The sequence below is a fragment of the Roseibium sp. genome, assembly GCF_048261595.1.
Classification (GTDB): domain Bacteria; phylum Pseudomonadota; class Alphaproteobacteria; order Rhizobiales; family Stappiaceae; genus Roseibium.
On record NZ_JBLXFW010000003.1, the window covers coordinates 83842 to 105145 of the forward strand.

Below are 21304 nucleotides of genomic sequence, written 5' to 3' on the forward strand. Positions count from 1 at the left end.
GCGACGCAACGCCCAACATACAACTGGACAAGAAATGCAGACCCTGACCCCGGCTGAACTGGAACGCTACGCCCGACATATCGTCATGCAGGACATTGGCGGCCCGGGGCAGCAGAAACTCAAGAATGCGCGGGTTCTGGTAATCGGGGCCGGCGGTCTTGGCGCACCGCTTCTGCAGTATCTTGCTGCCGCAGGCGTTGGAACGCTCGGGATCGTAGATGACGATACCGTCAGCCTGTCCAACCTGCAGCGCCAGGTCATCCACGACACGGATCAACTCGGCGAACCAAAGGTTGCGAGCGCTGCCGAGGCCATTGCCCGGCTCAACCCGAACGTCAAGGTGGAGCCGTATCCGACGCGGATTGCCGGGCACAACGCCATGCAGCTGGTCTCGAATTACGACCTGGTGGCAGACGGATCTGACAATTTCGGCACCCGCTATCTCGTGTCCGACGCCTGTTTCTTCGCGCAAAAGCCCCTTGTCACGGCAGCAGTCGGCCAGTTCGACGGGTCGATCACGACGCTGAAGCCGTTCGAGGAAGACGGCAACGGCAATCTCAACCCGACCTACCGCTGCGTTTTTCCCGACCGCCCGCGCGACGGATTGCTGCCGACCTGCGCTGAGGCCGGAGTTATGGGCGCGCTCACCGGCATCATCGGCGCCATGCAGGCGATGGAAGTGATCAAGGAAATCACCGGGGCAGGCGAGGGGCTGGTCGGACGCCTCATGATGTTCGACGCCCGCGCCTTCCGGATGGAAACCATCCGCTACAAGCGCTCGAAGAAGAACCCCCTTCACGGCGACAATCCGAAGACCTGGGCCGAACTTCTGGAAGAAAGCTAAGCTGTTCACACGTCACTTGGCGGCACTCCGCTCTTGGCCCCGGCATCTAAGGCCGGGGCGGCACAGATGTGAGCTCGCTTCAAGGCATGAAAAAGGCTTCCGGCAGACCGTAGACATCAAGCCAGCCATACCAATGCACGTCGGTCGGACCGATGACATAATCCATCACCTGCCACCTGCCACCGGACTTGCGCATGAGCACCATCACCACGTCGCTCATGGCATCTGCTTTCCAGTCGCGGGCAAAAGGCGTCCGCAACCAGTTGAGCGGAGCGCCGTTGGGCTGGACGGGCGTTCCCTGCAGGTACGCCCAGTTGCCATCCGTGTGCAGGACAGAGACGACGAAGATCACCTTCTGACCGAGTTCGTTCGAGATCGGCACCCGTGCGGCGTCCATCAGAGCCTTGCGCTCCGGCGAGCCACGCTTGGGTGTGTAGGTCCGGCCCGGATTGGCGCCTGCGGTGCGCGTCGGTGCCGACGGCTCGGCCCACCCACCCGAAGCCGGGCCGGAGGAAATCGTCGGAGACGGCGCGTCGGGTATCGGAGCAGGAGAGACCGGAGTGGGAGCTGCCTGCGCCAGACGGTTCAACTTGTTGCGGGCAAGCGCTGCGAAGGTGCCATTTGGCCATTGCGACAGATAGGCCTCGAAGTCTGCGGGATCCTCTGATGCTGCGATGGCCTGCCAGAAGGCGAGTTCCATCGCGGATTGATCGGCAGCCGGTTGTTGCGGTTGGGAGGGTACATTCGAAGCAGGCGACATGTCCGGATGTTCCGCCCGGAAGGTGATCGCCATCTCGCTAAGGTCGGAGACAAGTTTCTCCGAAAGATCCGCATCATGGGCGATGTCGAGCGTATGGACGATGTTCTGTTCGTCGAGGATTTCGACATGGACGACCGACCGGCCATCTCTGGTACCGCCGACCTCGAAGCGGTCGCCCTGCATGACGGACGAGGTGAGCGCCTGATACCCACCCTCCGCAATCTGCCGCGCCATCAACGCCGGAAGCGTACTGTCATCGAAATTGTGACTGCCGTAGACAAGGACCCTTGCCTTGCCATCGATACTCTCGAAGGTCCGGCCATCGTCGTTCGTCGGCGCCGGCTGCATCACGAGATAGCCGGCAGGGTAGTCCACGACCGTTCCGAACCGTCCGTTCGCGTAGGTTTGCCAGACAACATCCATCTTGTCCGGGGACGAGGGTGCTGAAGAAGCAACCTGATTTCCGGACCCGGAGCCTGCCGCAGCAGCAGGCCCGGCTTTGGCGCAATCATGGGTGCCTTCCGGCAAGGTCAGAGATATCGCTGATAGGAGATCTTCGAATCCCTTGCTTTCCATCCAGCGCGGTGCCCCGACCTGAGTGACATGAATCTCACCGAGGTCGGGCAGGCAGCGGTCCAGAATGAAGAGCTTCTTGACCCCGGACACCATGGACATGCCTTCCATGATTTCCTGGTCGCGAGTCATACCGGCATAAACCCGGGCAGTCTCGCCCAGGATGGTCGCGCGCTCCTCGGCGGGCGGGCCAGCGAATTCCGGTTCCACCCCGTTCGGCAATTTGCCGCGCTCCCCTGTGCCGATCGTCAGATACGCGCTGTATTCGGGTGTCGTCGTGAAGGAGACATAGGTGTCGCTGTTGGAGACGACTTTCCAGCCTTGTGGAACGGTGAACGTCACCAGTCCGGCCAATCCGCCCTTTGGCGCCGCCTCTGCCGCCATTTTCGCCTCATGCGGAGCGATGACCTCGGCACGAAAGGCTCCCGGGTTGGCAAGCCTGACGGTCTTGCGGATTTGATCCATTTGAGCACGATGCGGCTCGGGATCGACGTTCATGGCGACAATGCTGAAAACACTGTGTTCCTCTTCAGCGTTTGGCCAGGGAGATACGACGAAGTAGCCCTCGCCTTTTGTCCGCTTGTCATCCACGTGAACGCGGTACTGGTTGAAATGGATCTCGCCGCCCACATCCAGACTTTCGATGCTGTCGACGATTCCGGACCGGCTTTTGAAGCCGATGCGTTCGCCGCTGAAATCGCGGGCAAACTCGCGATCGTCGAGCTGGTGCAGAACGACCATCAGGCCGCCTTTCTTGGCCTGTTCAATGTCTGTCGCGAGAATAACCGCGCCGTCGTCCTCATGTACGACCTTCCAGTCCGGAGGTAAGGACACGGCAAACACGCCGCCTTCAAAGACCTGCCAGCCCTCGGGAACCACCGGTTTCGCCGGCTCCGCAGTTTGGGCGTCCGCCGTTGTTGCTTCTAGCGTCTCAACGGCGTCCTCCGGCTGCGGCAGCTTCTCCACCAGCTCGTCAAGTGGCCGCTCCGCTTCCGACGGGGCAAAGTCATCCAGCCCGTTGGCGAAGTCGTCGAGTTGCTTGCCGGAGGTCTGAGCCGCTGCAGGCAGACCTTGCAGAAACGCCAGAGCAATACCGAGGCAAAGGGAGGTTCGGATCGTCATCACTTTGATACTCCGGGATTGGCGAAGCCTTTTTTCATGGATTCCTTGAGGACACCGCGAATGATCTCCCCCTGTGGTCCGTCGAGCGGATAATACTGCTGGGTGCCTCCCTGGGGCATGTAGACGCCCTTGAGAGAAAAGGTGGCAGTCGACAGGCAGGTGGTTTCCGTTTCCGTGCCTTCAGATGTTTTCTCGACTTTTTGCCGTTTCACCTTGCAGGTGCCGCCGCTGAGGATGTCGCCTTTCAAAAAAGCCGAAGAGCAGTCCGTCAGGGCAACGATGTCCTCAAAATAAGGCGCGGCAAAACCCGTCGACCCATCCGCTTGCAGCGCGCCGGGGGATGCAATTACCCAGCCGGACGATGGATCGTATTTTCCAAAGAGAACGCTCGTGAGGTCGGGAGATGCGGACGTATGGATAACGGGCGAGAAATTTGCCGGACGCTGTTCCGTGGCCGTGGTCGTCTGACCCGATTTCGTGGTGCGCCGAATGGTGCAGGAGAGGGCGGTCTCGGATTTTTCAAGAACGGTCACCAATATCGCGGATGGCGCTCCGAAAACAACAACTCCCCGCCCGCCACTGAAGACTATCCGCTTTTCGACAGGCCCCGTTTCGCCTTCCAGCACCACCTGATCCGGAAGCCCCGCCTTGATGAAGGCGAGCTTGGTGATCTTCAGGGTGCGGGTCTGGCCAGGTTTCAAGGTGCCTGCCCACGCACCGCCTGCTGGCCGAGGCATCGAAAAGCGGGCAGGGGCCTTCAGATCGTAGGCGGACACGTCGATGTCGATGGTGGAGTTGAGATCCGGGACCGTTTCGGCGTTCAGCTTACCAACCTCGCGCTCAAGCCCTTCGACCCAAGCCTTGTAGGCTATCTCTGGAAAGATCTTCGTCGCGAACATGGCCTTCAGACGGGCCTTGTGCTCGTCTTCCAGCGCCGTCTTGATCTTCTTGGTCAGGCTCGCCCCCTTGGCGAGCCCGGTCGTACCGCCTCCGGTATCGGCGACATATTCCTCGAAGTCGGCGCTGGTCCAGAAGCGGGAAGCATAGAGATCCAGTTCCGCTTCCAGTATGGCCTTGAAGCGTTCCGGTGACCTTGCACGCCGAAAATAATCAGTCAGCAGGATCTTCCATTCATTCACCGACCGGCCACCTTCGGTCTGCGTGCGAATGGCACGGACCTTTTCCTCGAGTGTCGGAGACAGGTAACCAGACTGGGGACCGAGTTCGTTGGCGCGGGCCGCAGCATCCCGGTCTCTGTAGTAGGCGGTGTAGACCTTGCGCCAGTAGTCTTCGCGCGCCAACCATGCGTTCGTGCCGAACTCGGTCAAGGTCACATCGACCACGAACCAGACGACACTCGCGGCCTGCAACGTTGACCAGCCCCATTTGCCGGCGGCAAACCCCATCATGCCCTTGTAGGCATTGCGGCCTGCGGCAGAGTTGTCGCCGGCCGACAGATCCAGACCGACCTGCCAAACGGTCATGAACAGACCGAGATTAGTCATGGCGTTGTTGATGCCGCCAAGACCTTCGAACTTGACCACATGCTCAGCCAGAGTTCCGACGGCTGCGCCGGCACCGAACCAGAACCCGAACTGACCCCAGCCCTCGGCACGGGCAACCGCTTCCTGCCGAGCCTGATTGTCGCCAAATGCCTCGTCGGAGATTGCAGCAAGGGTCGGCGCGGAGACGAAATGCCGTTTCATCACGCGCGAGGTGTAGACTTCCGGGTTCACCTTGAAGGCGGTGACCACTTCGCCCGGGCCCTTGCCCTTGGTCTGAGCAAGGATCGGCTGAAACTGCGCGGCTTCATCGGCCTGAGCTGCGGGAAGCGGGACAGCTGCAGCGAGGGCACATACCCCGCCAAACACTCGGGTGCGCCAAGCCTGGGATATCGATTTGTTTGTTTGCGCCACCAGCACCTGCCCCGTCTGACACGACGCTGCCGCCGAAGCGACAGATGATCAGACGTCAAACTCTCATGAAGTCGCTGGAAGATCGGGCAGATTGGCGATGCATGCGTTGACATGCCTCAAGATTGTAGGAGGCGCAGGGATCCGAGAATGAAAAAAGGCCGCGGCACCTGGCGCCACGGCCTTCGAATGTCGTCCGGTCGCAGTCGATCAGTTCGGCTTCGACGGCTGCTGCTGAGCCATGTTCTGACGATACAGCTGGGCAAAGTCGATCGGGTCGAGCAGCAGCGGCGGGAAACCGCCGTTGCGGGTCGCTTCGGCCAGAATGTTGCGCGCGAACGGGAAGAGCATACGCGGGCACTCGATCATGACGAACGGATGCATGTGCTCCTGCGGAACGCCGGTGATGCGGAACAGGCCGGCATAGACAAGCTCGACATTGAACATGACGAGGTCCGGACGCTCGGCCTTTGCGTTGAGTGTCAGGATGACCTCGAACTGGTCTTCGCCCATGGGCTGCGCGCTGACATTGACATTGATGTCCAGCTTCGGCTGCTCACCCTGCTGGAGAGAACGCGGCGCATTCGGGTTCTCGAAAGAGAGATCCTTGATGTACTGGCCGATGATGTTCATGCCCGGTGCGGCGGGTGCGCTTTCTGCCTGCGGAGCTGCGCCGGCGTCGTTGGTATCGCTCATCTTGTCCTGTTCCGTTTCGCGGTCATCGTGGGGTCGTCGTCGCAGCAATTCGACAACATCCGGTTGGCGGCCCGCGTCTCGCCGCACAACCCCTTTTAGCGGCTGAGCTACCATCTGGGGAAGTCACACACAAGAGCTGCGCCTTGCCAGCGCTAAGAAACCGCTACAAAAAGGGCAGATGCAGCACCAGCCCAACACCCGGATTTCGCTTCCCCACCGACGCCTCAGACTCGATACGCTCGTTCGCCTGCGATGGCTTGCAGTCGGCGGGCAGACTGCGGCACTGCTGGTGGTTCATATCGGCCTCGGGTATCCCCTGCCGATCGGCGTCGCTTTCTTCCTCGTCGCCATGTCGGCATGGCTGAATGTGTTCCTGAAGATCCAGTCGCCCTCCCCGACCCGCATTTCGGAGCGTGCGGCAACGGTCCAGCTCGGCTACGACATCCTTCAGATGAGCGGTCTGTTGTTCCTGACCGGTGGCCTCGGCAACCCCTTTGCGTTTCTGCTCATGGCCCCCGTGATGGTGTCGGCGACAGCTCTTTCCGCGCAGAAAACGATCATCCTCGGTCTTCTGGCAACCATCAGCGCGACTTTCCTTGCAGTCTTCCATCTACCTCTACCATGGCCGGGGGATGCGGAGTTCGGTCTGCCGGCGGTCTATTCAGTCGGGATCTGGATCGCCCTCGTATCGACGCTCGGCTTCATGGCAATTTATGCCTTTCGTGTGGCGGAAGAGGCGCGACAGCTTGCCGATGCCCTTGCAGCAACCGAACTGGTTCTGACCAAGGAGCAACACCTGAATGCGCTCGATGGATTGGCGACGGCGGCTGCACACGAGTTGGGAACGCCGCTCGCGACCATCTTCCTCGCTGCAAAGGAACTTTCGGACGAGTTCGAACCGGACGACCCCCGCGGCGAGGACATCGAGCTCATTCGCTCTCAGTCTGAGCGATGTCGCGACATCCTGCGCAAGCTGACCAGCCTGTCTAGCGACGAGGACAAGACCTTCCAGCGCATGCCGGTTTCGCAACTGGTCGAAGATGTGGTCGATCCTCACCGGGGTTTCGGCGTTGACATAAAGGTCTCCGTCTCCGGCCATGGTCCCGAGCCTGTAGGAACTCGAAACCCCGCGATCCGCTACGGCCTGGGCAACCTCGTCGAGAACGCGGTCGACTTTGCTGAAGGCGAGGTGAGTGTTTCTGCCACCTGGGATGCGAAGACCGTCAGCATCTCCATTCGCGACGACGGGCAGGGCTTTGCGATGGAGGTGCTCCCCAAGATCGGAGACCCTTACGTTTCCGTTCGCAACGATCGGGCCGACCGGAGCCAGACGGGGGGCGGCCTGGGCCTCGGGTTCTTTATTGCAAAGACGCTGCTGGAGCGGACGGGCGCCAAGCTTTTCCTCGAGAACAGGGCACCTCCCGAACACGGTGCACACATCCGCGTGACCTGGCCACGTGCGGCAATTGAGTCCTCCGAACAAGTGGACTGATGGTGGTTTTCCCGGCATAAGGACGGGAAATGGCGCTTCAACTGCCCGGGATTAGGGGTGAACCGGCAGCGATCTTGTGCCGTAAACACGATAAAGACGGGATCGTGAGCATGACCGACCCAGTAGCCGATCTGGCAGGCGCAGAAGACAAGAGCCTGCTGATCGTAGACGACGACAAGGCATTCCAGCAAAGACTTGCCAGGGCAATGGAAAAGCGCGGGTTTGCAACGGACACCGCCGACGGTGTTCGCGAAGCTGTCGCCAAGGCCAGCGCAAACCCGCCAGCCTATGCCATTGTAGACATGCGCCTTGAAGACGGAAACGGCCTCGATGTCATCGAAGCCATCCGGCAAAAGCGCGAAGACTGTCGAGCCATCATCCTCACAGGATACGGCAACATCGCGACCGCGGTGACCGCAGTGAAGCTCGGCGCCATCGATTACCTCGCCAAGCCCGCTGATCCGGACGACATTCTCGCAGCCCTCGAACGCAAGCCGGAAGACAAGGCTGTTCCGCCCGAGAACCCGATGTCGGCAGATCGCGTTCGCTGGGAACATATCCAGCGCGTCTACGAGCTGTGCGATCGCAACGTGTCGGAAACGGCCCGGCGGCTGAACATGCACCGTCGGACGCTGCAGCGCATTCTTGCAAAAAGAGCACCCAGGTAATCCTGTACTCCGGAGCTCCATTTGCGTAAATCTTCGCCTTGGCGCTTGCCCTTTCTTGCCCGATTTGACTAAATCCGGCTGTTGAACCGCTACAAATCGCGCCTCTACGGAGATTTTGCATGCCGCGTCCGGCTGTTGGCCTTTACCCTGCCGTTCTTGCAGGCCTTGTAAACTTCGTCCTGCTTTCAGGTTTGTCTGTCGCCTTGGCACAGACCCCACCCGAAACCTTGCGGATCAACGTCGAGCCTGCAAAGCCCGGCATTCGGTCCATCACGATCGACAAGAAGTACCGGCCGATCATCAGCAGGGACGACGCGGGCGTCGTGATCGACACCATGGGCAGTGCGAGCTCCTTGCCGCCCTGCGAGGTCCAGCTGGAAGTGACCCTGGAAAACAGCCGCGTGCTTCATCGCAGCGCTGATATCTGTTCCGGGGATACGCTGGTGGTGGATGTCGCTAGCGACGGCAAGCCGGGTAGCGCGCGGATTGTCGGAACCTCCGGAAGCGCCGTTTCGGCCCAGAGAACGCCTGCTGCACCTGCCGCAACCACACTCACGCAGACACAGCCCTCGACGACTCTTGCACCCGTTGAAGCTCCCGAAAACAACGGTCTTGATCCTGTTTCAGGACAAAGCAATCGCGCGGACCCTGCGACTGCCGACGCACCCGCGCCGCAGGAGGAAAGCGTACTCAAGCCGCTGGAACGCGTCGATATCGACGGCGGACAGCCCGGCAACAATGACCTTGGCGCGACCCCTGACCAGTTTGGAAACGGTATCAGCGGCCAGAACGGCTTTCTCGTCTCTCCCTCCGAAGACCGTGTCTGGAACACCACGACGGGGTTTGGTGCCAACTCACGCACGGACCTCACCCACGGCGTCCCCGAGACAGACGACATCGATTTCCGCGCCGCCTGCCTAAGCCAGTCGGGTCAGGCTACGCTTGTCTTCAGCCAGACATCACCTTCCGTTTCCGAAGGTATTTCAGAGACGGTCAACGTCAGCGCCGGTGATTTTTCGGCTAGCTATTCCGCCATCGGCGGCAGCACGAACAACCAGTACGGCCAGTCCTTCCCGCAAGTCGTTTTGCCAATGACGGACCCGCTTTGGCAAGCCTTGATCGCGCAGTCCGAGCTGACGGTCCAGGTTGCTGGAATTGCCCCCTATACAGTCTCCCTTAAAGGTAGCGCACAGCCGGTGCGCCTTTTCATCGCCACCTGCGCGCAGCCTCAGACCATTATCGGAGAGGACGGCGGGCTAAACGGCGCCGGGCAGGTCATTGCGGCAAATTCAGATGTATCTTGTGGCGAGATTGGCCGGATTACGTCGCTCGAAGGCACCCGCCCCGGTCAAATCGTCTTCCGCAATACCAGCCAGGAAGCCGTTGACATCCATTGGATCGACTACAACGGCGGTGAACGGGTTTACGCACGGCTTCAGCCCGGCCAATTGCTTGATCAGCAGACCTTCGTCTCCCATGCGTGGCTGGTTCGAAGCGCCGCCGGTCAATGTCTCGGCATTTACGTGACCCGCACACCCTATCGTGAGGTCGTCATTTCCGGAGGTGGCCAAGCAACGGAAACTCAGCAGCCGGGATTCGGACTTCCGACGGAGACCTTGCCGGCCGGGCCAATTCCCCCGGGCTCTATCGGTGATCGTCCATCTGACCGAGGAGGCTGGGATCAGTCGTCGTTTTCGCCAGATCGACAGGCAGTCAATTACCTCTGTTCGGCAGGCGTAGACCTGAACGTGTCATTCTCGCCCGACGGTTCAACCGCAACGGTCGCGGAAATGGGCTTTGGCGTTTTCACGCTTACCAGGATCGGCAGCCCCTCCAGTTTTCATTACGAAGCGCAAGGATACGTCCTGAAAGGCCAGATCGCGAATACAACGTGGTCACGCCCTGGCCTTCGCGACGTCTTTTGTGCCGCACAGTAGAAAAGAATTGTCTAAGCCTACTATCTGTATCAATTGGTAAGTGCAGATACAAAATATTTGTAAGTATAGATACATTTACCTGTATCGTAAAAAATAACTATAACAAAAATTAAACCATTACTTCCTAGGTTTATTCCATCGTGCTGAAGATGGAAAAGAACAATGACATTCTCACGCCTTCCTGTTGTTTGGAAGATCATAATCCCAGTCGTCACAATATTCGCATTCACGATCGTCCTTGCCTTCGTCAGCCTGAACTCGTTGCACAGCTCCATGCTGAACGAGCGAATAACGACGATCGAGCATATCTCGAAGACCGCAAAGTCGATCGCTGCCAACTATCATGCGCAGGAAGTCGCAGGTGAACTCACCCGCGATGAGGCTCAGGCACTTGCAAAAGGTGCTATCGGGGCCATGCGCTATGAGGGCAACAACTACATCTTCGTGTTTGACTACGAATCCGTCACGCTCGTGCATGTCAATGAGAAGCTCATCGGCAAGGACCTCAGCGACCTGACGGACTCCAATGGCACCCGCATTATCGACGGCCTTGTCGCAAACGCGAAGGCCGGCGGAGGCGTGCTCCTCTACCAGTGGCCGCGCGCAGGAAGCGACGTTCCGATCGACAAGTGGGGCTGGGGCGAGGGCTTCGAACCCTGGGGCTGGATGATGGGTACGGGCGTCTATGTCGACGACCTTGAGACGTCCTATCGCAGTCAGGCAGTGATCATTGTCGCAATTGCAGTCGCCGGCGCATTGATCGCCTTCGCCATCGCCTTCTTCTCCATTCGCAGCATCGTTTCACCGCTGTCCGTGCTGACCGCGAACATGAATGAGCTGGCCGAAGGCAACAGCGACATTGACATTGACGGAGCTGATCGCGGCGACGAGATTGGCCAGATGGCAAGCGCCATGCAGGTCTTCGTCCAGAATGAGCGCAACCGAAAGGCCCTGGAGGCTGAGCAGCAGGAAACGCAGCGCATTGCGGCCCAGCGCGGTGACGAGATCCAGGCCCTGTCGAGCGACTTCGACAGCCGCGTCATGGAAATGATGGACGTGATCGAGCAGTCTGTTCACAGCCTCCAGCATGCTTCCGCAGAAATGACCGAGGGCGCAGCTCGCACAAACGAGCAAAGCGATCTTGTATCAAGCGCTTCCTCTCAGGCAGCACACAACGTCGAAACCGTGGCAGCGGCAGCGGAAGAACTCTCGGCCTCAGTCAATGAGATCCGCCGCCAGGTGCAGTCGTCCAGCGAGATTGCAGCCCAGGCCGCTTCCGAAGCCTCCTCGACAAACGAGCGCATGAAGGGCCTCTCGGACGCGGCAGGCCGAATCGGCGAGGTTGTGACGTTGATTCAGGCGATTGCCGAGCAAACGAACCTCTTGGCCCTGAACGCTACCATTGAGGCAGCACGTGCCGGCGAGGCAGGCAAGGGCTTCGCGGTCGTCGCGGCCGAGGTGAAGGAACTTGCCACCCAGACCTCGAAAGCAACGGAAGAGATTTCCAGCCAGATCGGTGCGATCCAGGGTGAAACCGAGCACGCGGCGGGTGCGATCTCCTCGGTGACCGAGATCATCAACCAGATGAACGAGATCGCCAGCTCGATTGCCTCTGCAGTCGAGGAGCAGGGTGTCGCCACACAGGAAATCGCTGTCAATGCGACCGAGGCATCGCGTTCGACGATTGAGGTGACCACCAATATCGAGAGCGTGTCCCAGGCGGCTGAGACCACAAAATCTACAGCCGAAACAGTCGATGCATCGGCGCGCCAACTGGAAGACAATGCGAACTTCCTGAAGCAGACGGTATCCGGCTTCCTCGCGGAGGTACGTAGGCGCTCCGCCGCCTGACACCTATCTTACATTCCGGCAATTGAAGACCCCGTCGCAGCCCTGCGGCGGGGTTTGTCATTTCGAGACAACGTTGTCCTATCTGGACTGAAAGAACCCGTTTGAGATCCAAAGTGCCTTTTTCCTGCCAGGTCGAAATCCGGTGAGGTAATCGATTTTCTATAATCAAGGATAGGCTGCATTAACCAGTTTGATAGGAAGTGAACCCTAGAGAGAGGCAAGAACAACACTTAAAGGTGCACTCATGTCCTTTGCCCGCTGGCCACTGGCCTGGAAAATCTCGGTTCCAGTCCTCGTTATCCTTCTCTTTACCGCGATGCTCAGCGTCCTGAGCCTCAGGGCACTCGATCACGCCATGCTGGACGAACGTCTTCGGCAGATCGAAAGTCTTTCCGACAGCGCGAAGGCCATTGCTGGTGCGTATCACGCACGCGCGCAGTCGGGTGAGATGACCGTCGATGAAGCGAAGGCCGGTGCGCTCAAGGCGATCGGTGCCATTCGGTTTGAAGGCGACAACTACATATTCGCCTACGATTACTCCGGCACGGCGCTGATGCACCCCAAGGCCGATATGATCGGCAAGAACTTCATGAGTTTGACCGACAAGTCCGGCGTCAAGATCGTCGCCGAACTGATCGATATCGCCAGGAACGGTGGCGGCTCTCTTCTGTACAACTGGCCGCGCGTGGGCAGCGATGTCGCCGTACCGAAATACGGCTGGGGCACAGGCTTTGCGCCCTGGGGCTGGATGCTCGGCACAGGCGTTTATATCGATGATCTGGAAACCGCTTTCTGGGATCAGGCTCTCACCATCATCGCTCTGGCCGTTGTCGGCTCGGTTCTGGCGATCCTTATCGCTATCGCGGCAATCAAGAGCACGATCCGCCCGCTCAGCGCACTGACCCGGAACATGAAGGAACTCGCCAACGGCAACAGCGATATCGAAGTTTCAGGTGCCGATCGCGGTGACGAAATCGGTGAAATGGCCAGTGCAATGCAGGTCTTTATCCGCAACGAGCATGCTCGCAAGGAGCTGGAAACAAGGCAGAATGCAAATCAGGAAGCGGCTGCCCAGCGCGGAGCGGAAATCCAGCATCTGTCCAGCGATTTCGACAGCAAGATCATGACCATGATGGACGTGATCGAGAAGTCGGTGAAAAACCTCCAGCACGCATCCGCCGAGATGACGGAAGGCGCAGCACGCACCAACGAACAGAGTGGTCTTGTCTCCAATGCGTCTTCGCAGGCTTCCCACAATGTGGAAACCGTAGCGGCGGCGGCTGAAGAACTCTCCGCGTCCGTAAACGAGATTCGTCGCCAGGTTCAGGCCTCCAGCGAGATCGCTGCCCAGGCCGCGTCGGAGGCCACCTCCACCAACGAGCGCATGAATGGCCTTTCCGAGGCTGCCGGGCGTATCGGTGAGGTCGTCACGCTCATTCAGGCGATTGCCGAGCAGACCAACCTGCTGGCCCTCAATGCTACGATCGAGGCAGCGCGAGCAGGTGAAGCAGGCAAGGGCTTCGCTGTCGTTGCCGCCGAGGTGAAGGAACTCGCCACCCAGACGTCCAAGGCGACCGAAGAAATCTCCAGCCAGATTTCGGCGATCCAGAGCGAGACCGAACATGCGGCCGGCGCTATCTCCTCGGTCACGGAAATCATCAACCGGATGAACGAGATCGCAAGCTCGATTGCGTCTGCAGTCGAAGAGCAGGGTGTCGCGACCCAGGAGATCGCGGTCAATGCGACCGAGGCTTCCCGCAGCACGGTCGAGGTTACCACCAACATCGAGAGCGTGGCGCAGGCCGCGGAGAACACCAAGTCCACTGCGGACATGGTCGACACATCCGCCCGCCAGCTCGAGGACAATGCAAAGTCCCTGCGTCAGACGGTCTCCGGTTTCCTTGCCGAAGTTCGCAATCGCTCTGCTGCCTAAGCAGTCCGCCGCAGTCAAAAAAAAAGCCCCGCCGCAAACATTTGCGGCGGGGTTTTTTATGCTTGTATTTCAGCTCAACAGTCAGATTTTCCGAAGGGCGACCTTTGAGATCTTGTGGCTCGCGTCCTTCGTGAGGATGAGATCAGCGCGCGGCCGGGTCGGCAGGATGTTTTCCCGCAGATTCTCAAGGTTGATCTCGTTCCAGATCTTGTGAGCGGTCGCGAGCGCTTCCTCGTCCGAGATTCGGGAGTACTTGTGGAAGTATGAGCCTGGATCGCGGAAGGCCGTTTCCCGCAGGCGCATGAATCGTTCCACGTACCAGTTCAGCAGCAGATCCTCGTCCGCGTCGATATAGACGGAGAAGTCGAAGAAATCGGACACGAAGGGAACCGCACGACCATCCTTCGGCAACTCGCGCGTCTGAAGCACGTTCAGGCCTTCGACGATCAGGATATCCGGGTTGTCCACGGTGACGGTATGGCCCGGCATGACGTCGTAATAGAAGTGCGAATAGACAGGTGCGCGAACGTTGCGCTGCCCGGCCTTGATGTCGGACAGGAATTTCAGAAGCGCCGGCCGGTCAAAGCTCTCCGGAAAGCCCTTCTTCTGCATCAGGCCCTCGGCTTCGAGCACCGCGTTGGGATAAAGAAAGCCGTCCGTCGTCACCAGGTCGACCTTGGGGCTTGCGGGCCAACGGGCCAAAAGCGCGCGCAAAACGCGCGACGTAGTCGACTTCCCGACTGAAACGGAGCCTGCAACGCCAATGATGAACGGCGTCTTGCCGTCGCGGATATCAAGGAATTTCTGGGTGGCCTGATGCAGGCTCACCGTCGCTTCGGCGTAATACGCCAGGAGGCGGGACAGTGGCAGGTAAATCTTCTCGACCTGCTCGATGGACATTGGATCGTTGAGACCCTGCAGCTGGGCGACTTCAGCGCCTGTCAGCGTCATCGGGGTGTCCGCCCTCAACCGGGCCCATTCACGTTCGGTGAAGACCCTGTAGGGGGACAGATCCATGTCCCGCTTCAAATCGACAGTCTGATCCATATCCTGATGCAGTCCGTGCTGCGAAGATCGTCAGGCCAACCGGACATCAGTCCTTCGGTCTGGATGCCTTTTCTTCCAGACCGCTCTGACCAGTCCGGCGTGACAGTTCCGCCATCACGTCCTCAAGGCTTACTCCCGAGATCCTGAGAACAACAAGCAGATGATAAAGGATATCAGCGGCTTCCGCCGTGAGCTCCTCGCGATCCTCCCGAACGGCAGCGATCGCCGCCTCGACTGCTTCTTCTCCCAGCTTTTGGGCGCATTTGGCGACGCCCTTGCCAATCAGTTTGCGCGTATAGGAGTTCTCATCGTCGCTCGACGCACGCGCGGCGATAATGGCGTCCAGATCGGCAAGAGTAAAATTCGTCATTCGTCTAGTCTTTCCCCAAGGGCAACCGGCGATCACATGGATCCGTTCCGGATCTATGGTCAGCCGTCCATCCGCATGGCGACGCCAGCATCATTCATATGCGCCTTGGCTTCATGAATCGTATACTCGCCGAAATGGAAGATCGAGGCGGCAAGCACAGCGGTCGCGTGGCCGCCGCGGATGCCCTCCACCATGTGGTCGAGATTACCGACACCGCCTGAAGCGATGACCGGCACCGGCACCGCGTCGGCGATAGCTCGCGTCAGGGCAATGTTGTAACCAGACTTGGTGCCGTCGCGATCCATGGACGTCACGAGAAGCTCGCCTGCACCGAGCTCGACCACCTTCCTTGCGAATTCAACGGCGTCGATTCCGGTGGCATTGCGTCCACCATGAGTGAAGATCTCGAATCTCTCCGGCTCGCCCGGTGCATTGACCTGCTTGGCGTCGATGGAGACGACAATGCACTGGGAACCGAACTTTTCGGCAGCCTCGCGAACGAAATCGGGATTGTTCACGGCAGCGGTGTTGATGGACACCTTGTCAGCACCAGCGATCAAGAGCTTGCGGATGTCATCAACAGTACGCACGCCACCACCGACAGTCACCGGCATGAAACAGGCTTCAGCGGTCCGGCGCACCACATCGAATATGGTGTCCCGACCTTCGTGGCTCGCCGTGATATCGAGGAAGCAGAGCTCGTCGGCGCCTGCAGCATCATAGGCCTTGGCCGCCTCGACAGGATCACCCGCGTCGACAAGATCGACGAAATTGACGCCCTTGACGACGCGGCCGTCCTTGACGTCCAGACAGGGAATTACACGAGCCTTGAGGGTCATGATGCCTCCTTGCGGGCTGCCTTGATCAGATCCATCGCTTCGGCCGGATCCAGACGGCCATCATAGAGTGCGCGGCCGGAAATTGCGCCCTCAAGAATGGTGCAATCGGGTTCGAGCAGGCGCTTGACGTCGTCAATGGATGCAAGACCGCCGGACGCGATAACCGGGATCGACACCGCGTTGGCGAGTTCCAGCGTCGAGGGGATGTTGAGCCCCTTCAGGATGCCATCGCGGTCAATGTCGGTGTAGATGATCGCCGAAACGCCTGCGTCCTCGAACCGCCTTGCGAGATCGACCGCAGTCAGCTCGGACGTTTCCGCCCAGCCTTCCACGGCGACATAACCGCCCTTGGCGTCGATGCCGACTGCGATCTTGCCCGGAAACCGCTTACAGGCTTCCTTGACGAGGTCCGGATCACGAACCGCCACCGTACCCAGAATAACGCGGGTGATGCCTTTCGTCAGCCAGGTCTCGATATGCTCGAGCGTACGAATGCCGCCACCGAGCTGCACCGGGTTTTTCGTGGACGCCAGAATTCTGTCGACCGCGGCGCCATTGACGCTTTCACCGGCAAAGGCGCCGTTGAGGTCCACTACATGCAGCCATTCGAAGCCCTGGTCCTCGAAGGCCTTGGCCTGTGCGCCGGGATCGTCGTTGAAGACCGTGGCCTGGTCCATGTCGCCCAGTTTCAGGCGCACGCACTGGCCGTCCTTCAGATCGATTGCGGGAAAGAGAATGGTCATAAGCTTGTTCAATGTCCTTCGACGACCACCAGATCGGTGTCGGCGTAGCGCTGCCGCAGTTTCGCGGCAGCCTGGTATTCCGGTGAATTGTAGCAATCGAGCGCCTGCTGGTAGCTGTCGAACTCGATCACCACGTGACGTTCCTTTTCCCGGCCCTCAAGGGTCGTATACTGACCACCCAGGACCAGGGACCTGCCGCCGAACGTGTCGAGCGAGGGCAGTCCGATCTTCAGGTATTCCTCGAACCCTTCGGGATCATGCACATGGACATGTGCAACGATATAGCCCTTTTTCATCTCAGGCTCCTTGCCGACGTTTACGGCGTCCAGTCCAGGAAATTGGCGATGAGGCCGAGACCGAGCCGCTGGCTCTTTTCCGGGTGAAACTGGGTTCCGACCATGTTGTCCCGCGCCACCATGGCGGTGAAGGTGCCGGAATAGTCGAAGGTGGCGAGACGATCCTCCTCGCGCGCTGTCGCGAAGTGGTAGGAATGGACGAAATAAGCGTGCAGGCCGTCCGGTCCGGTGTCGAGATCCTTCAGCACCGGATGGCCGCCTTCGCGCACGTCGATGGTATTCCAGCCCATGTGCGGGATTTTCAGCGTCGGGTCAGACGGCTTCATTTCGGATACGTCGCCGTCGATCCAGCCAAGACCCTCAACTGTTTCGAATTCGAGGCCCCGGCTCGCCATCAGCTGCATGCCAACGCAAATGCCCATGAAAGGCCGGGCCTTTACCCGAACGGCCTCTTCCAAGGCCTCGGCCATGCCGTCGACAGCATAGAGCCCGCGCTTGCAGTCGGCGAAAGCACCCACACCCGGCAGCACAACCCGGTCTGCCTTCAGCACCTGATCAGGATCGGCACTGACCAGCACATCCGGCATCCTGGCATGATCGCGCGCCGCGCGTTCAAAGGCCTTTGCGGCCGAGCGCAGGTTGCCCGATCCATAGTCGATGATAACGATGCTCATCGGTTCGTCTCCTGGCCCAATGTCAGGCCAACAACAGTTTCAGTTCCAATGCGCGGAATGATCTTGGAAGCGCGCACGATGGGGGCCGGAGGCTGTGAGGCCGCCGACATGCCGGTTGCCTTGGCCTGAAGTCCCTGGAAAAAGCGGAGTTCTGCTTCCGTCTGGTCGGAGCCGCACGCCAGGCCCATCAGGCGCCAACCCTTGCGCTCGAGCGTCCAACGGCGAAGGCCATTGCCTTCGAAACCGAAGATGATCGAAACGGCCAGGGCCGCAACAGCTGGCGCTGCGCCACCGGCAAGGGCGGCGGCCAGCTCGAGACTCAGCGTAGCAGCCAGATAGGCCAAAAGAATCAGCCACATGCGGTTCCAGGCCAGCCAGACAAGAGTGATGACGCAAGCACCCCAGGAGAACTTGTCTGCGATAAACAGCAGACGGTCCGCCTCATGGGGACTTGCCACCGGATCCTTCAGGTCCGGCGGCGCCATAACATAGTAGGTGCTCATGTGCCGTCCTCAGCCGCCGAGCTGGCCCTTGGTGGTCGGAATGCGGTTTGCCTGACGCGGGTCAATCTCGATCGCCTTTCTCAGGGTCCGTGCCACCGCCTTGAAACACGTCTCGGCGATATGATGGCAATTGGATCCGTAGAGATTGGCGATATGGAGCGTGATCCCGGCGTTCATTGCAAAAGCCCGGAAGAACTCCTCGAAGAGTTCCGTGTCAAAGTCGCCGACCTTGTCGCGATCGAAGGTCACGTCCCAGACCAGGAACGGACGTCCCGAGACATCCAGCGCGCAACGGGTCAGCGCTTCGTCCATGGCAAGGTGGGTGTCGGCATAGCGGGTAATGCCCGCCATGTCGCCCAGCGCCTGACGGATCGCCTGGCCGAGCGCGATGCCTGTGTCCTCGACCGTGTGGTGAAAGTCGATATGGGTGTCGCCCTCCGCACGAGCGGTGATGTCGATCAGCGAATGTCGCGCAAGCTGCTCCAGCATATGGTCGAAAAATCCGACGCCGGTCGCTACGTCATAAGCGCCCGTGCCATCGAGATTGATTTCAACGGAAATGCGGGTTTCCTTGGTGTCGCGCGAGATCTTCGCTGTGCGCATCTCTGATCCTTCCGAGAAGGCCGGGATGTTTCCCGGCGAAACGGCGTCGTTTTAGCAGGCCCTACCGGACATGGGAACACTTATCGACCGATTGGAACTCAAGGAAAATCAGGGACTCGTGCGTTCGATTGCCGCTGGTCGACGCTCCTTGACGATGGTAGGAAGGCCAAATTCGTCCGACCGATGACCTGACCCAGCGCGAGCGCCGCGCCGATCATGGAGGCTGCCCATGTCCACGACCCTTGTCCCAAGCCCCTTCGCACCGACGTCCGCCGTTGACCGGCTGATGCTTCCGCTGGACGTTCCGACCGTCGAGGAAGCGCGCACCCTGGTCAAGAAAACCGAGGGCGTGGTTGGTGTCTACAAGATTGGCATGGAGCTGCAATTCGCGGGCGGGCTGGAGTTGGCTCGGCTGTTGGCCTCAGAAGGTCACAAGATCTTTCTGGACGTGAAACTGCACGACATCGACAACACCATCTTCAGTGCCGTCCGGAATGTTGCGAAGATGGGCGTTCGCTTCATGACGCTGCATGCCTATCCGAAGACCATGCGCGCGGCGGTGCGGGCGCTTCAGGAAGACGGTGTTTCGGATCTCTGCCTTCTTGGCGTCACGGTGCTGACCTCGATGGACGACGACGACCTGCAGGCTGCCGGCTATCGCGGCCGGGTGGCCGAACTGGTGGCAAAACGTGCGGAAGACGCAAGACTTGCCGGAATGGGTGGCATCGTCTGCTCCCCCCAGGAAGCTGCGGCCATGCGTCCGATCCTCGGCAGCGAGATGGTCATGGTCACCCCTGGCATCCGCCCGGCAGGCAGCGACGCCGGCGACCAGAAGCGCATCATGACGCCGGGCGATGCCATCCGCGCCGGAAGCGACTACCTCGTTATCGGTCGTCCGATCTCGAAAGCCGCCGATCCGCGCGCAGCAGCTGAAGCCATCCTTGCGGAAATTGAAGCGGCGATCTGAGCGCTCCTGTTATCTTTTGACCTCAACATGCCTGGCTTTCTTCAGGCTTGAACTTGCGCTATGCAGGTGCTGCAGAACACTCCGATCTATATGATTTTCCTAGGTTTACGAATTTTATGAGAATTTCAAAGCGGCTCCAAAGAGCTCTCGCTGCCATCTTTCTTTTTCTCTTGATGGCAGCCCCTACAGCGGCTTTTCAGCTTTTCGTCAATGTCCCGCCCGGCAAGTTGATCACGCTTGATGTCGAGGGCAATGACACAATTGAAAATGTGAAGGCCAAGATTCAGGACAAGGAAGGTACGCCTCCGTCGCAGCAGCAACTGAGCTTCGCAAGCCAGGTCCTGCAAGAAGGGTACACGCTTTCAGACTATAGTATTCAAAAAGAAGATACGCTCGTTCTTACAATCGCCACATCTGCGCCAGACATCGGCATTAACGGTCAAAAAGAACAGCTCAAATCAGTCATCAGGGCTCACATAACGTCCGATCTTCGCATGCAGATAGCGGCGGCGAGCAAAATTCTCTCCACCGCCTCCGAGCGACTTCTGAGGGGCTCGAGCGCCTCGCAGCCCGCCCTTCATCTCAACAGCTTTGTTTCCCGCCATGAAGCCGGGCCTGTAAACGCCTTTGCCAACTTCTTCGGCGGACAGGAAGACGGCGGTTTCCGTCAATTCTACAGTGGAAATTTCGAAATCGCGGGCGACTCGCAGGGCACGATCTCCGGCCGGTTCGATGTGAACGCCGGGGTTGAGCGCGCGCTATCGAATGACACCGCCTTGGCACTGTTTGTAACAGTCGATGGAACGCAATCTCATATAGATGACGTTTTCAACGGCAACGCTTCACGCATCGGCTCCGCTTTGGGGGCATACGCCGTCACCAAACTCAGCAACACTATTACACTGGGGGCTTTCGGCACTTTCGGGTTCGACTACAATAGGTTCGACCTGCGAAGCACGGCCCTGTCATCATCCAGCGACACTTTCAATGCCCGATTTCTGGCAGGTGCTTCGCTAAGCGGCCGCTACGAAAGCGCTCAGGCTAGCATTTTGCCGCAGCTGTCGATTTCCACCGGCATATCTGATCTGGACAAAATCCCGTTTGAAGTCTTTAGCGATAGTACTTCTGGAGCGGTAGAGCTGAGCGGCGTGACTTTGACCCGCCTGGAATTCGAACCCGAAGTCCGGTTCAGCTTTCCCTGGTTTCAGAGTACGGGTCACCGCAACGGGCAATATGCTTTCTTTGCACCGCGGGCAATCTGTGAAGCCGTGCATGAAGGGGCGGGCAGTTCAGATTGCGGCGCAGGTGCCAGCTTTGGCGTCAACCACGCCTTTGCCAATGGCGCCGGATTGCTCGCAGCAAAGGTTTCCTATGAGTTTGTCGGAGGACTGGAACGCACGTCTTCAAAATTGAAGTTCGCGCGCCAATTCTGAAGTCCACGGCGATCAGCCAGACGAACTTGAAGGGAACGGA

Annotated in this window: 19 protein-coding genes; 8 read left to right on the plus strand and 11 right to left on the minus strand. The window is 59.4% G+C overall.

Translation table 11 applies throughout. From position 1 onward, the window contains the following. Positions 1-34: 34 nt before the first annotated feature. Positions 35-844 (plus strand): HesA/MoeB/ThiF family protein, encoded by an 810-nt coding sequence (locus ACN0SY_RS11485; protein ID WP_417687274.1) that lies wholly within the window; start codon positions 35-37, stop codon positions 842-844. A gap of 79 nt (positions 845-923) precedes the next feature. Here ACN0SY_RS11485 and ACN0SY_RS11490 read toward each other — a convergent pair whose 3' ends face one another. The 3 genes from ACN0SY_RS11490 to secB all read right to left on the minus strand — a co-directional run bounded on the left by ACN0SY_RS11490 (position 924) and on the right by secB (position 5908). Then, the gene (locus ACN0SY_RS11490; RefSeq protein ID WP_417687275.1) at positions 924-3299 is read right to left on the minus strand and encodes a hypothetical protein; all 2376 of its coding nucleotides are present in this window, start codon (positions 3297-3299) and stop codon (positions 924-926) included. After that, on the minus strand, positions 3299-5215 hold the full coding sequence (locus ACN0SY_RS11495) for a hypothetical protein (protein ID WP_417687276.1): 1917 nt from the start codon (positions 5213-5215) through the stop codon (positions 3299-3301). The genes ACN0SY_RS11490 and ACN0SY_RS11495 overlap by 1 nt, the downstream gene beginning before the upstream one ends. A 207-nt stretch (positions 5216-5422) precedes the next feature. After that, complete coding sequence (gene secB, locus ACN0SY_RS11500) at positions 5423-5908, minus strand: protein-export chaperone SecB (protein ID WP_417687277.1); 486 nt, start codon at positions 5906-5908, stop codon at positions 5423-5425. A 178-nt stretch (positions 5909-6086) separates the two neighbouring features. Here secB and ACN0SY_RS11505 point away from each other — a divergent pair, with 178 nt between their 5' ends. The 5 genes from ACN0SY_RS11505 (at position 6087) to ACN0SY_RS11525 (ending at position 13789) form a co-directional block, all read left to right on the plus strand. Continuing rightward, a complete protein-coding gene (locus tag ACN0SY_RS11505; protein WP_417687278.1) occupies positions 6087-7400 on the plus strand; it encodes an ActS/PrrB/RegB family redox-sensitive histidine kinase in 1314 nt (437 codons plus the stop codon). 110 nt (positions 7401-7510) lie between these two features. Further along, entirely contained in the window at positions 7511-8068 is a 558-nt protein-coding gene (locus ACN0SY_RS11510) for an ActR/PrrA/RegA family redox response regulator transcription factor (RefSeq protein ID WP_417687279.1), read from the plus strand. 119 nt (positions 8069-8187) lie between these two features. Beyond that, a complete protein-coding gene (locus tag ACN0SY_RS11515) occupies positions 8188-10005 on the plus strand; it encodes a hypothetical protein (protein WP_417687280.1) in 1818 nt (605 codons plus the stop codon). Between the two features lie 162 nt (positions 10006-10167). Then, positions 10168-11856 carry a methyl-accepting chemotaxis protein gene (locus tag ACN0SY_RS11520; protein ID WP_417687281.1) on the plus strand — a complete coding sequence of 563 codons (1689 nt, stop codon included), beginning with the start codon at positions 10168-10170 and terminating at the stop codon, positions 11854-11856. A gap of 244 nt (positions 11857-12100) precedes the next feature. Then, on the plus strand, positions 12101-13789 hold the full coding sequence (locus ACN0SY_RS11525) for a methyl-accepting chemotaxis protein (RefSeq protein ID WP_417687282.1): 1689 nt from the start codon (positions 12101-12103) through the stop codon (positions 13787-13789). Positions 13790-13870: 81 nt separating this feature from the next. Here ACN0SY_RS11525 and coaA read toward each other — a convergent pair whose 3' ends face one another. The 8 genes from coaA to hisB are packed head-to-tail and all read right to left on the minus strand — an operon-like array spanning position 13871 to position 18864. Further along, complete coding sequence (gene coaA / locus ACN0SY_RS11530; RefSeq protein ID WP_417687283.1) at positions 13871-14836, minus strand: type I pantothenate kinase; 966 nt, start codon at positions 14834-14836, stop codon at positions 13871-13873. A 46-nt stretch (positions 14837-14882) separates the two neighbouring features. Further along, positions 14883-15206 carry a phosphoribosyl-ATP diphosphatase gene (locus ACN0SY_RS11535; RefSeq protein ID WP_417687284.1) on the minus strand — a complete coding sequence of 108 codons (324 nt, stop codon included), beginning with the start codon at positions 15204-15206 and terminating at the stop codon, positions 14883-14885. A 59-nt stretch (positions 15207-15265) separates the two neighbouring features. Continuing rightward, positions 15266-16045, minus strand: a complete 780-nt coding sequence (gene hisF / locus ACN0SY_RS11540; RefSeq protein WP_417687285.1) for an imidazole glycerol phosphate synthase subunit HisF — start codon at positions 16043-16045, stop codon at positions 15266-15268. Next, entirely contained in the window at positions 16042-16788 is a 747-nt protein-coding gene (hisA, locus tag ACN0SY_RS11545; protein ID WP_417687286.1) for a 1-(5-phosphoribosyl)-5-[(5-phosphoribosylamino)methylideneamino]imidazole-4-carboxamide isomerase, read from the minus strand. The genes hisF and hisA overlap by 4 nt, the downstream gene beginning before the upstream one ends. A gap of 8 nt (positions 16789-16796) precedes the next feature. Beyond that, entirely contained in the window at positions 16797-17084 is a 288-nt protein-coding gene (locus ACN0SY_RS11550) for a DUF1330 domain-containing protein (protein ID WP_417687287.1), read from the minus strand. 20 nt (positions 17085-17104) lie between these two features. After that, entirely contained in the window at positions 17105-17758 is a 654-nt protein-coding gene (hisH, locus tag ACN0SY_RS11555) for an imidazole glycerol phosphate synthase subunit HisH (protein ID WP_417687288.1), read from the minus strand. Beyond that, on the minus strand, positions 17755-18261 hold the full coding sequence (locus ACN0SY_RS11560) for a DUF2628 domain-containing protein (protein WP_417687289.1): 507 nt from the start codon (positions 18259-18261) through the stop codon (positions 17755-17757). The genes hisH and ACN0SY_RS11560 overlap by 4 nt, the downstream gene beginning before the upstream one ends. A 9-nt stretch (positions 18262-18270) precedes the next feature. Further along, positions 18271-18864, minus strand: a complete 594-nt coding sequence (gene hisB, locus ACN0SY_RS11565; protein WP_417687290.1) for an imidazoleglycerol-phosphate dehydratase HisB — start codon at positions 18862-18864, stop codon at positions 18271-18273. Positions 18865-19093: 229 nt separating this feature from the next. Between hisB and pyrF the strand changes: the two genes are divergently transcribed. After that, positions 19094-19831: an orotidine-5'-phosphate decarboxylase gene (gene pyrF, locus ACN0SY_RS11570; RefSeq protein WP_417687291.1), complete on the plus strand. Its 738-nt coding sequence runs from the start codon at positions 19094-19096 to the stop codon at positions 19829-19831. Between the two features lie 116 nt (positions 19832-19947). Then, a complete protein-coding gene (locus ACN0SY_RS11575; RefSeq protein ID WP_417687292.1) occupies positions 19948-21264 on the plus strand; it encodes a ubiquitin-like protein in 1317 nt (438 codons plus the stop codon). Positions 21265-21304 lie beyond the last annotated feature (40 nt).